Source organism: Gellertiella sp. DMC107 (assembly GCF_056313605.1).
On sequence record NZ_JBQUZZ010000004.1, the window covers coordinates 463,524 to 474,999 of the forward strand.

Below are 11,476 nucleotides of genomic sequence, written 5' to 3' on the forward strand. Positions count from 1 at the left end.
GTTCAGAACGAGCCTTCGAAGGCAAGTTCTGCAAGCGCTTTTCGCTGGCTCGGGGTTTCCCGGGCCTTCAGTTCGTCGGGTAGAGACCCGGCATCCCCCATGCGGCCGATCGCAATGGCTGCTTCCATCTTCATGTCTTCGGTCAAGTTCAAGGCGGCTGGGATTTCATCCAGCTTTACCCCGGCCATGCCGTGAGCAAAATAGCCAAGCATGCGCGACTGTAGCGCAAGAGCCATCCAGGCCGCGCCGGCATCGAAGGAATGGGTCGGTATCGGTCTCCTGATGTCGTCGCCGGGATGACCGGTCTTGTTGACCGAAATGACAAAGACAAGGGCACCAGCCTTTTCGGCCCACCGTCTGTTTCCGTCGACAAGAAGGTGAAGAAGCCGTTCAAAGGCGGGCGTACCGGCTATCCCGTAGACAAAACGCCAGGGCTGGTTGTTCGACGCCGAGGGCGCCCAACGCGCCGCATCGATAATCGTCATCAGGTCCGCCTCGGGCAGAGGCTCCCCGCTATAGGCTCTGGGAGACCATCTCTCGAGAAAAAGCGGGTTGATCGGTTTGTCCGTATGGCGGTTGTTCGCGTCGGTCATGCTTGTCTCCGAAATCTTTCCTGTCGATAGATAGATGCCTCTCACCGGATTGCAAGAAAATGACCGCTGCGCTTGGAGCTCCGGATGATTGCATGGGGATCGACGGGGGCAGTTCCTTGCCGTCCCGGACTTGGGTAGACTGCGAAGACAGGACACAGAAGGAGATGGGTGGCGTGGATCATAAAAGCTTTCTCGAATGGTCGGAAAAAGCCGCACGCTGGGGCGCAGAGTATCGCGAAAAACTGAGGGACCTGCCCGTCCGTGCGCAGACCGCTCCCGGTGAAATCGCCGCTCGCATCGCTCCGGAAGCCCCTGAAAAGGGCGAATCGATGGATGCGATTTTTGCAGATTTCGAGAGCATTATTCTGCCAGGAATGACCCACTGGCAGCATCCGCGGTTCTTTGCCTACTTCCCCGCCAATGCCGCGCCGGCTTCCGTGGTAGCCGAGTATCTGGTGACTGCCATGGCCGCGCAATGCATGCTCTGGCAAACTTCGCCCGCCGCCACCGAACTCGAGACCTGCATGATTGGCTGGCTGAGAGACGCGCTGGGCCTACCCCGTGGATTTACAGGCTCTATCCAGGATTCCGCATCCTCTGCTACCCTGAATGCCGTTCTGGTGATGCGCGAAAAGGCACTGAGCTGGGCCGGTAATCGGGACGGTTTGTCTGGCCAGCCCCGTCTTCGGATCTATACAACCAATCAGGTTCATACCTCCATTGACCGGGCCATCTGGGTTTCGGGTATTGGCGAGGCCAATCTGGTCCGCATTCCCGTTGTCGGTCCCCAGCGCAGCATGGACCCTGCGGCACTGGATGCCGCTATTCGAAAGGACAGGGAATCCGGCTATCTTCCGGCGGGTGTGATCGCTTGCACGGGTGGCACGAGTATCGGCGCCCGGGATGACATAGCCAGCGTCGTAAAGATTGCCCGCGCCCATGATTTGTATGTCCATGTGGATGCCGCCTGGGCCGGAGCCGCGATGATCTGTCCCGAGCTTCGACAGTTTTGGGCCGGTGTGGAGGAGGCGGATTCCATCGTATTCAATCCGCACAAGTGGCTCGGTGCGCAATTCGATTGCTCGGTCCAGTTCATCCGCGATCCCGGCAGCCTCGTGAAAACGCTGGCCATTCAACCGGAATACCTGAAAACGTCGGGCAAGGATGGCTTCATCAACTATTCCGAATGGTCTGTGCCCCTGGGACGTCGCTTCCGGGCGCTCAAGCTCTGGTTCCTCCTGCGCCATTACGGTCTTGAAGGACTTCGAGCCATGATACGCAACCACATAAATTGGGCGGAGAAGCTCTATCGGAAACTGGAGCAGGACCACCGTTTTGAGACGACCTCGCCGCCGTTTCTCTCGCTCTTCACCTTTGTCCCAAGGGTTGAAGAAGGGCGTGATCCGGAAGCCCGGGTACAGTCCTATCTGGACGCCATCAACAATGACGGCCGTATTTATCTCACGCAAACAAGGCTCGACGGTCGTCTTGTGATCCGTTTTCAGGCCGGACAATTCGAAATGACGGAAGAAGATGCCGATTTTGCCTATGCGGTTATGTGTGAATTTGCAGACCGCCAGGATTGATGCTGCCCTGCAAAAAACGGATCGCCTGAGACGAAATTAGGAGAGCCCCATCGAGGGCGCGATGAGCGGCGTGGCAACGGCGAACATTGTTCCGTCGGTGAAAAGGCCGGTTGCCCGGCGTCCGGGAAACGCAGTCTGTCAACGGGGAAAAAACGGCGGTCGGCGAGACGGGTCGCCACGGTGGGTCTCAGGCGGACTGCCGCTATTACAAGGTCTTAACACTTCGCTGTCATGCTTCTTCTATCAAGACGGGGCCTGTCTGGACCGCGCCCGTAACGAGGTGACGGCTGCCCGAAGCATGGACCCGAATGGAGGTTCGGTGCGTTCATGATCGCGGCCTGGACGCAGAAGAGCGGACTTCGGAATTTTATTGCAGGCTTCAAGTTTGTTGCCCTGCAGCAAAAACGTGATAGTCTCGCTCCTCGCCTCGCCATGCGGGGCGCCAGCGGGCGCCGGGACCGGAGCAGCCTGATGGCCGCAGAAAGGCACATATTCATGTTCTACGAACTCTATGAAATGAACCACGCGGCCCTGACGCCGGTGCGTGCGGCGGCTGAAGTAATGCGGCTCGCCCTCAAGAATCCGCTGAACCCCTGGACGCACACCCTTTATGGCCGATCCATGTCTGCCGGCCTGGAAGTTTTCGAAAGAGCGACGCGTCGCTATGCCAAGCCGGAATTCGGTCTTCCGGAAACCACGATCCAGGGCAAGCCGGTTCCCGTCTATGAGAAGATCGTCTGGTCGAAGCCCTTTTGCAATCTCCTGCATTTCGAACGGGTTCTGCCTGCAAGACATCCGCAGGATCCCAAGCTTCTGATCGTCGCTCCCATGTCAGGCCACTACGCCACGCTCCTGCGAGGCACGGTCGAAGCGTTGTTGCCTCATGCGGAAATCTACATCACCGACTGGATCGACGCCCGTATGGTGCCCCTGTCGGACGGAACGTTCGATCTGGATGACTATATCGACTACGTGATCGAAATGCTCCATCACCTCGGCCCGGACACCCATGTGGTGGCAGTCTGCCAGCCCTCCGTTCCGGTGCTGGCTGCGGTTTCGGTGATGGAAGCCGCCAATGACCCCCTGGTTCCGTCGTCTATGACGTTGATGGGCGGTCCGATCGATACACGCATCAATCCGACGGCCGTAAATCAGCTCGCTCAGGACAAGCCCCTGAAATGGTTTCGCGACAATGTGATCATGAACGTACCGTGGCCGATGCCGGGCTTCATGCGTCCGGTCTATCCCGGCTTTCTTCAGCTTTCCGGCTTCATGTCGATGAACCTTGATCGCCACCTGACCGCGCACAAGGAATTTTACATGAACCTTGTGAAGAACGACGGTGAAACGGCAGAGAAGCATCGAGATTTCTATGACGAGTATCTGGCGGTCATGGATCTTACTGCCGAATTCTATTTGCAGACGGTGGATGCGGTCTTCATCCGGCATGCCCTCCCCAAAGGCGAGATGATGCACCGGTCTACTCCGGTCGATCCGTCAGCCATTCGCCGCGTGGCTCTGCTCACGGTCGAAGGCGAGAATGACGATATTTCCGGCCCCGGCCAGACACGAGCCGCCCAGACTGTCTGCTCGTCGCTTCCCGATGCCATGCGCCAGCACTATCTGCAGCCTGATGTGGGCCACTATGGGGTGTTCAACGGCTCCCGTTTCCGCAAGGAGATCGCCCCCCGCATCGTGGCTTTCATGAAAGAACACGGCAAGCTTGGAAAGCCGACGGTCAGTCGGGTGATCAAAGGCGGAAAAGCATCCTGAGGATCGAATTCCTTCAAGCTTTCCAGCGGTTTCTGCGAAACTTCCGTGCTCGTTCTTGAAGCGTCCTGCAACCTTAACCACATCGATTCCATCGGTCCGGCATTCCGCCGGCCGATGTAACGAAGGTTAAGCGCAATGAACCAGTCTTCCTATATCCGTCCGGATTGGACCCCGGCCACCATCGCACTGATGGTTCTCGGCTTTGTGGTCTTCTGGCCGTTGGGATTGGCCATGCTGGCCTATATTCTCTTCGGAGAGCGCCTCCAGGATTTCAAGCGTGAGGCGAATCGCAAGATGGATGCATCTCCCTTCCGCCGCTGGAACGGCGAATGGGGTCGTGGCTCCTGCCGGAGCCGTTTTCATGAAACCGGTAATGTCGCTTTCGACGAATGGCGTCGGGCCGAACTGGATCGCCTTGAGGCTGAACGCCGCAAGCTGGACGAGACCCGTGCGGAATTCGATCGCTACGCCGCCGAACTGCGCCGTGCCAAGGATCGCGAGGAGTTCGACCGCTTCATGCGAGATCGGGACAATCGCGACGCTGCCCGTGACATCACGCCGGCAACCGGTTTGTGATCCGAGAGGCGGTCCGGCAAACCTTCGGGTATGCCGGACCTTTTTAGGCCGCCGACCCTCGCTCCATTGGCGGGCTTCCTGAGCTGTGATAAGTCCGTTTTGCGATGGGAACACGGGGAGGGGATCGTGAAATTCATTCTTGCAGGAGCATTGGCTGCTCTGATTTCAACCGTTCTGCCTACTGGCGCGCAAGCTGCGGAGACATGCTATGTTTTCCGGACCAAAACCACGGAAGCCTTTCTCTCCCTCGACCTTCCGAAGGGTAATGGTCCGGTCAAGGGAACGGAAACAGGCACGGTCCAGGATGACGAGCAGGGTTATTATACGAGCTGGCAAAGCGCCATAACGGGCAAGCGCAAGGGAAGCCAGCTCAAGGTCAGCGTGGAAACCAAGATCGAGGATGATCTTCAGAAAGACAAGAAAACGTTCGAAATCGCCAAGGACGGAGCAATCCTGATCGGTGAGGATCGATACGAACCCCTGGATTGCGCAAAGGCCCATCCCCCTGAATGAACGGGGAAATTATGAAAGCCTGGAGCAGGAGAATCGGGTAACGAAGGCGCTATGTTTGCTCGACTTGTGAAGAAACAGCCTGTCCGGCGGCGTGCGCCAAAGCCCGTTCGCAAGGAATTCCGGACATTACCCGTACACGGAAGGCCTATTCCTCTGACCGTCCGGCATATGGAACAAGCCACACGGATTACGCTTCGCATCGAGCCGGGTGGCCGGGCATTGAAGGTTACCGTCCCCTATGGCTTGCCAGAGAGAGACCTTTCGGCCTTTCTGCGGCGTCATCAGGCCTGGCTCGAGACAAAGCTGTTCGATTACCCCGACGACACGAGACCTGTGCCCGGTAGCACCCTATTGGTGCGGGGCGTTCCCCATCGGATCCTGCATACAGGCAAGCTCCGCGGTCTGACCGAAACAGGAGAAGAAGGGGGCGAGCCGGTGATCCGCGTGAGCGGGATGGAAGATCATGTCGGACGCAGACTGGCGGATTATCTGAAAAAGCTCGCGCGTAGCGATCTTGACCGCCTTGTCGCCCACCACGCCGCGCTCTCCGGAAAGCGTTACAAGGAGATCACGTTGAAGGATACCCGGAGCCGCTGGGGGTCCTGTTCGACGGCGGGAAATCTGAACTTCTCCTGGCGCATTGCGATGGCGCCGCCGGAGGTCATCGACTATCTGGCGGCCCATGAGGTCGCGCATCTGACGGAAATGAACCACGGGCCGAAATTCTGGGCGCTGTGCAAGCAGCTTTGTCCCCACATGGAGGAGTCGAAGGCTTGGCTCAAGCGCCATGGCGGCGCTCTCCACGCTATCGATTTCGGCTGATGTGTCCATCGTTTTTGGCTCGACTCTTTTCCTGATTCATGCGACGTCCGAAACCATGAAACCGGATATCAAGATTTGCGGATTGAAGACCCCCGAAGCGGTGAAACGGGCCGTGGACCGGGGTGCCACCCATATCGGCTTCATCTTCTTCCCCAAAAGTCCCCGCCACATCGAGCCTGACCTTGCGGGCCGGCTGGCGGATGCCGTGCGTGGGCATGCAAAGATCGTCGCGGTGACCGTGGATGCAGACAATGACGACCTCGACGAGATCGTCGACCTTCTGAAGCCTGACCTGTTGCAACTTCACGGCAGCGAAAGCCCGGATCGGGTTCTGACTGTCAAGGCAATCTACGGCCTGCCCGTGATGAAAGCTTTCGCCATTCGGGAAGCCCCTGATCTGGAGAAAATTGAGCCCTATATCGGCATCGTCGACCGGTTCCTGTTCGACGCCAAGCCGCCGAAGGGATCGGATCTGCCTGGTGGCAACGGGGTGTCCTTTGACTGGCGGTTGATGCAATCGCTTGACGGGAGCGTGAATTACATGCTTTCCGGAGGCCTGAATAAAGACAATATCGCCGAGGCGATGGCGGTGACGCGCGCACCCGGCATCGACGTTTCCTCGGGTGTCGAGAGCGCGCCAGGGGTCAAGGATCTCGGTCTCATCGATGCATTTTTCGATGCCGTCAGGGACGCCGGTCGCCGGGTCTAGGAAATTTTCTGGGATGAAGCCCAAGGAGTGAAGAGCGTGAACCAGTCTGTGAAGCCCAATTCCCTCAGAACCGGACCGGACGAAAACGGCCGCTTCGGCATTTTCGGCGGTCGTTTCGTCGCCGAGACGCTGATGCCGTTGATCCTGGATCTGGAACGCGAGTGGAACAAGGCGAAGACCGACCCGGAATTCCAGGCCGAATTACAGCATCTGAATACGCATTATACCGGCCGTCCAAGTCCGCTTTACTTTGCCGAGCGCCTGACTGCCCATCTCGGCGGTGCCAAGATCTATTTCAAGCGCGATGAGCTGAACCATACGGGCAGCCACAAGATCAACAATTGCCTCGGGCAGATCCTGCTGGCGCGCCGCATGGGCAAGACCCGTATCATCGCCGAAACGGGCGCTGGCCAGCATGGTGTGGCCTCCGCCACGGTGGCTGCGCGCTTTGGCCTGCCCTGCGTGGTCTATATGGGCGCAACGGATGTAGAGCGTCAGGCTCCCAACGTATTCCGCATGAAGCTGCTCGGCGCTGAAGTGCGCCCCGTCACCTCCGGTCATGGCACGCTGAAGGATGCCATGAACGAAGCGCTTCGCGACTGGGTGACCAATGTCGAGGACACCTATTACATCATCGGAACGGCGGCCGGTCCGCATCCCTATCCGGAACTGGTTCGCGAGTTTCAATCGGTCATCGGCAAGGAAACCCGCGAGCAGATCATGGCCGTCGAAGGTCGACTGCCGGATATGGTGGTGGCCGCGGTCGGCGGCGGCTCCAACGCCATCGGCCTCTTCCATCCCTTCCTTGATGACGAATCTGTGCACATCGTCGGTGTCGAGGCAGGCGGCAAGGGTCTGCAAGGCGAGGAGCATTGCGCTTCTCTGACCGCGGGCACGCCCGGCGTTCTTCATGGCAACCGCACTTATCTGCTCCAGACTCCGGATGGTCAGATCAAGGAAGGCCATTCGATTTCTGCTGGCCTCGATTACCCCGGCATCGGCCCGGAACACAGCTGGCTCCACCAGATCGGCCGCGCCGAATATGTACCGATCATGGATGACGAGGCCCTGGAGGCCTTCCAGCTCTTGACGAAGCTTGAAGGCATTATTCCCGCTTTGGAGCCCTCGCATGCACTGGCTGAAGTGATCAAGCGCGCGCCGAAAATGGGCAAGGACCAGATCATTGTGATGAATCTCTGTGGCCGTGGCGACAAGGACATCTTCACCGTTGGCAAGATTCTCGGAATGGGGCTGTAAGAACATGACCGCACGTATGGACAAACGCTTTGCGGCACTGAAGCAGGAGGGGCGCCCTGCGCTCGTGACCTATTTCATGGGCGGCGATCCCGATTACGAAACTTCGCTCGAAATCATGAAGGCGCTCCCGGGCGCCGGCTCCGACGTGATCGAACTGGGCATGCCATTCTCCGATCCTATGGCAGATGGCCCTTCGATCCAGGCCGCTGGCCTGCGCGCGCTGAAAGCCGGCCAGACGCTGCCGCGCACGCTCGATCTGGTCCGCGCTTTCCGCGAAGCGGACAAGGATACGCCGCTCGTCATGATGGGCTATTATAATCCGATCTACATCTATGGGGTCGATCGCTTCGTTGCCGATGCGCTGGCAGCCGGTGTCGACGGGCTCATCGTTGTCGATCTGCCGCCGGAAATGGATGACGAGCTTTGTCTGCCCGCAGTCAAGGCTGGCCTGAATTTCATCCGGCTTGCCACGCCCACAACCGATGATCGCCGCATTCCGACCGTTCTTAAAAATACCTCGGGTTTCGTCTATTACATCTCGATGAACGGCATTACCGGCTCTGCACTGCCGGATCCCTCCTTGGTCGGTGGCGCTGTAAAGCGCATCAAGGGGCATACGGATTTGCCCGTTTGTGTCGGCTTCGGGGTAAAGACGGCCGAACATGCCCGACTGATCGGTGCCTCTGCCGATGGTGTCGTGGTCGGAACGGCCATCGTCAACCGGGTGGCTGGCAGCCTCTCGCCGGAGGGAAAGGCGACATCCGGCACGGTCGATGCCGTTACCAGCCTCGTCCGCGAATTGGCCGATGGCGTCCGTGCCTCGCGGCCGATCGCAGCCGAATAAGGCGTGAACCCATTCCGGATACGGCTGCCGTATCCGAAAAAAAGGAGTTGAACCTTGAACTGGATTACCAACTACGTCCGCCCGCGCATCAATTCTATGCTCGGCCGCCGCGATGTGCCGGAAAATCTCTGGATCAAGTGCCCGGAAACGGGCGAGATGGTCTTTCATAAAGACCTGGAAGAAAACAAGTGGGTCATACCGGCCTCCGGCTATCATATGAAGATGCCGGCCAAGGCGCGTCTGAAGGACCTCTTCGACGGCGGTATCTTCGAGCCGCTTGCACAGCCGAAGGTCGCGCAGGACCCCCTGAAATTTCGGGATTCCAAGAAGTATACCGATCGCCTGAAGGACAGCCGCATCAAGACTGACCAGGAGGATACGATCGTTGCCGGCGTTGGCCGGGTCGAGGGCCTCAAGCTTGTCGCGGTCGTTCATGAATTCAACTTCATGGGCGGCTCGCTCGGAATTGCGGCTGGCGAAGCCATCGTAAAGGCCTTCGAGCGAGCGATTGCGGAAAAATGCCCGCTCGTCATGTTCCCGGCATCGGGAGGTGCGCGCATGCAGGAAGGGATCCTTTCGCTCATGCAGCTGCCGCGCACGACGGTTGCGGTCAATATGCTAAAGGAAGCAGGACTGCCCTATATCGTGGTATTGACCAATCCGACGACCGGCGGAGTAACCGCTTCCTACGCCATGCTGGGCGATCTTCATCTTGCCGAACCGGGGGCGGAAATCTGCTTTGCCGGCAAACGGGTGATCGAACAGACCATCCGCGAAAAACTGCCCGAGGGTTTCCAGACGTCGGAATACCTCCTGGAGCACGGTATGGTGGACATGGTCGTGAAGCGCCACGATATTCCGTCAACTTTGGCCCGCACGCTGAAAATATTGATGAAAAAACCGGCAAACCAGACAGCCAATGCCGTCCAGCCAACAGCGGCTGCCGTGTAATGCCATGTTAAATGGGGCCGGAACGGTGGGGCTCTTGCCTGTCGTTCCGGCCCTTTTCTGTTTGAACCTACCCTGTAGCGGCTTCGGCCGCTGTCTGTCTGATGGGACCTGCCATGACCGCTCCGACCACTAGCGAGGCCGCAAGGATTATCGAACAGCTCATGGAGCTGCATCCGAAGGGCTTCGACCTGTCGCTCGATCGCATCACCCGCCTTCTCGCCAGGCTGGGCAATCCGCACCTCAGGCTTCCACCCGTCATCCACGTCGCCGGGACGAACGGAAAGGGCTCGGTCGTCGCCTTCAGCCGCGCACTTCTTGAAGCAGCCGGTCTTTCCGTTCATGTCCACATCTCCCCCCATCTGGTGAACTGGCACGAGCGATATCGGATCGGCGTGAAGGGCGGGCCGGGACGTTTGGTGGAAGATGCGCTGTTCGCCGATGCGCTTCGTCGGGTGGCGGAAGCCAATGCCGGCGAAAAGATAACCGTCTTCGAAATCTTGACCGCCGTGACCTTTGTTCTTTTTTCGGAACAGCCTGCCGATGTCGCCATTATCGAGGTTGGGCTTGGCGGGCGCTTTGATGCGACCAATGTCATCCCCAAGCCGGCTGTTTCGGTCATCATGCCGATTTCGCTCGATCATCAGGCCTATCTCGGAGACCGGGTGGAACTGATTGCGGCCGAAAAGGCGGGGATTATGAAACGCGGCGTTCCCGTGGTGATCGGCCATCAGGAATATGAAGCCGCAAGGGACGTTCTTGTTTCCACGGCTGAGCGTCTTGATTGCCCCCACTTTGTTTATGGACAGGATTTCACCGCTCACGAGGAGATGGGACGGCTCATCTACCAGGATGAGGACGGCCTTTCGGACATTCCTTTGCCTCGCCTTCCCGGCCGCCATCAATATGGGAATGCGGCCGCTGCCATCCGGGCGGTTCGCGCCGCCGGATTCGACGTAACGGAAGCCATGATGGACAAAGCCATGCTATCCGTGGAATGGGCGGGCCGCCTGCAGCGTCTGCAGGAGGGAGCCCTGGTCAAACAGGCCCCCAAAGGGGCCGAAATCTGGCTCGATGGCGGACACAATCCCGGCGCTGGCGAGGTCATTGCCGAAGCCATGGCCAATTTCGAAGAGCGACAGCCGCGTCCTCTCTATCTCATTATCGGCATGATCAACACCAAAGAGCCTGTCGGTTACTTCGAAGCATTCAGGGATATTGCCCGCAAGGTTTTCACCGTGCCAATCCGTAATTCCGATGCCGCTATCGACCCTCTGGCGCTCGCGCTTTCGGCGGGAGAAGCCGGATTGCAGGCCGCTGCCGTTTCTCATGTTCGCGAAGCACTTGACGCCATTGCCAGGGACATGAAGGCCGATGAACCCGCGCCGCGTATTCTCATCGGGGGATCGCTTTATCTGGCGGGCGATGTTCTCGCCGATAACGGCACGCCTCCCCACTAACGAAAAAACCCGGCCTGGAGCCGGGTTTTCTGTGTCATCGAACGGTTAAGTCAGGCTGCGCTGGAAATCCAGGCGCTAAGTGCATTTTTCGGGGAAGCGCCCACCTTCACGTCCGCCACTTCGCCACCCTTGAACATGGCGAGCATGGGAATGGAGCGTACACCGAAACGCGCGGCCAGCTCCGGGTTTTCGTCCACATTGATCTTGGCGATCTTCACCTTGCCGGCAAATTCGTTGGAGAGTTCTTCCAGGCTCGGACCGATCATCTTGCAGGGACCGCACCATTCGGCCCAGAAATCCACGACCACCGGCTCGGCGGAATTCAGGACTTCGGACTGGAAGTTGGCATTATCGACTTTGACGGTTGCCATGAAAGCACTCCTTGGGAAGAATTT

General features: G+C 58.6%; 12 protein-coding genes. 10 read left to right on the top strand and 2 right to left on the bottom strand.

Annotation, left to right across the window (positions count from 1 at the left end):
• Window positions 1-2 precede the first annotated feature (2 nt).
• On the bottom strand, window positions 3-593 hold the full coding sequence (locus tag ACT54B_RS15970) for a nitroreductase family protein (RefSeq protein WP_476046154.1): 591 nt from the start codon (window positions 591-593) through the stop codon (window positions 3-5).
• A 173-nt stretch (window positions 594-766) separates the two neighbouring features.
• Here ACT54B_RS15970 and ACT54B_RS15975 point away from each other — a divergent pair, with 173 nt between their 5' ends.
• The 10 genes from ACT54B_RS15975 (at window position 767) to ACT54B_RS16020 (ending at window position 11,081) form a co-directional block, all read left to right on the top strand.
• Window positions 767-2,179 (top strand): pyridoxal phosphate-dependent decarboxylase family protein, encoded by a 1,413-nt coding sequence (locus ACT54B_RS15975; RefSeq protein ID WP_476046256.1) that lies wholly within the window; start codon window positions 767-769, stop codon window positions 2,177-2,179.
• 495 nt (window positions 2,180-2,674) lie between these two features.
• Window positions 2,675-3,952, top strand: coding sequence for a polyhydroxyalkanoate depolymerase (locus ACT54B_RS15980; RefSeq protein ID WP_476046257.1), 1,278 nt, complete (start codon window positions 2,675-2,677; stop codon window positions 3,950-3,952).
• A gap of 135 nt (window positions 3,953-4,087) precedes the next feature.
• Window positions 4,088-4,528, top strand: a complete 441-nt coding sequence (locus tag ACT54B_RS15985) for a DUF2852 domain-containing protein (RefSeq protein ID WP_476046155.1) — start codon at window positions 4,088-4,090, stop codon at window positions 4,526-4,528.
• A gap of 126 nt (window positions 4,529-4,654) precedes the next feature.
• Window positions 4,655-5,041 (top strand): hypothetical protein, encoded by a 387-nt coding sequence (locus ACT54B_RS15990; RefSeq protein WP_476046156.1) that lies wholly within the window; start codon window positions 4,655-4,657, stop codon window positions 5,039-5,041.
• Window positions 5,042-5,092: 51 nt separating this feature from the next.
• Entirely contained in the window at window positions 5,093-5,863 is a 771-nt protein-coding gene (locus ACT54B_RS15995; protein ID WP_476046157.1) for a M48 family metallopeptidase, read from the top strand.
• A 55-nt stretch (window positions 5,864-5,918) separates the two neighbouring features.
• Window positions 5,919-6,572: a phosphoribosylanthranilate isomerase gene (locus ACT54B_RS16000; protein WP_476046158.1), complete on the top strand. Its 654-nt coding sequence runs from the start codon at window positions 5,919-5,921 to the stop codon at window positions 6,570-6,572.
• A 36-nt stretch (window positions 6,573-6,608) separates the two neighbouring features.
• Window positions 6,609-7,829 carry a tryptophan synthase subunit beta gene (gene trpB, locus ACT54B_RS16005; RefSeq protein WP_476046159.1) on the top strand — a complete coding sequence of 407 codons (1,221 nt, stop codon included), beginning with the start codon at window positions 6,609-6,611 and terminating at the stop codon, window positions 7,827-7,829.
• Between the two features lie 4 nt (window positions 7,830-7,833).
• Window positions 7,834-8,673, top strand: coding sequence for a tryptophan synthase subunit alpha (gene trpA / locus ACT54B_RS16010; protein ID WP_476046160.1), 840 nt, complete (start codon window positions 7,834-7,836; stop codon window positions 8,671-8,673).
• 54 nt (window positions 8,674-8,727) lie between these two features.
• Window positions 8,728-9,624 (top strand): acetyl-CoA carboxylase, carboxyltransferase subunit beta, encoded by an 897-nt coding sequence (gene accD, locus ACT54B_RS16015; protein ID WP_476046161.1) that lies wholly within the window; start codon window positions 8,728-8,730, stop codon window positions 9,622-9,624.
• Between the two features lie 113 nt (window positions 9,625-9,737).
• Window positions 9,738-11,081 carry a bifunctional folylpolyglutamate synthase/dihydrofolate synthase gene (locus ACT54B_RS16020; protein WP_476046162.1) on the top strand — a complete coding sequence of 448 codons (1,344 nt, stop codon included), beginning with the start codon at window positions 9,738-9,740 and terminating at the stop codon, window positions 11,079-11,081.
• Window positions 11,082-11,131: 50 nt separating this feature from the next.
• Here the strand turns inward: ACT54B_RS16020 and trxA are convergent, their stop codons facing one another.
• The gene (gene trxA, locus ACT54B_RS16025; RefSeq protein ID WP_476046163.1) at window positions 11,132-11,452 is read right to left on the bottom strand and encodes a thioredoxin; all 321 of its coding nucleotides are present in this window, start codon (window positions 11,450-11,452) and stop codon (window positions 11,132-11,134) included.
• Window positions 11,453-11,476: the final 24 nt, after the last annotated feature.

What these genes read in the sequence shown, in the direction of transcription:
- ACT54B_RS16020 (WP_476046162.1), top strand. Translation starts at nt 9,738, where the DNA reads ATGACCGCTCCGACCACTAGCGAGGCCGCAAGGATTATCGAACAGCTC.
- ACT54B_RS15995 (WP_476046157.1), top strand. Translation starts at nt 5,093, where the DNA reads ATGTTTGCTCGACTTGTGAAGAAACAGCCTGTCCGGCGGCGTGCGCCA.
- ACT54B_RS16000 (WP_476046158.1), top strand. Translation starts at nt 5,919, where the DNA reads ATGAAACCGGATATCAAGATTTGCGGATTGAAGACCCCCGAAGCGGTG.
- trpA (WP_476046160.1), top strand. Translation starts at nt 7,834, where the DNA reads ATGACCGCACGTATGGACAAACGCTTTGCGGCACTGAAGCAGGAGGGG.
- ACT54B_RS15970 (WP_476046154.1), bottom strand. Translation starts at nt 593, where the DNA reads ATGACCGACGCGAACAACCGCCATACGGACAAACCGATCAACCCGCTT.
- ACT54B_RS15980 (WP_476046257.1), top strand. Translation starts at nt 2,675, where the DNA reads ATGTTCTACGAACTCTATGAAATGAACCACGCGGCCCTGACGCCGGTG.
- ACT54B_RS15985 (WP_476046155.1), top strand. Translation starts at nt 4,088, where the DNA reads ATGAACCAGTCTTCCTATATCCGTCCGGATTGGACCCCGGCCACCATC.
- trxA (WP_476046163.1), bottom strand. Translation starts at nt 11,452, where the DNA reads ATGGCAACCGTCAAAGTCGATAATGCCAACTTCCAGTCCGAAGTCCTG.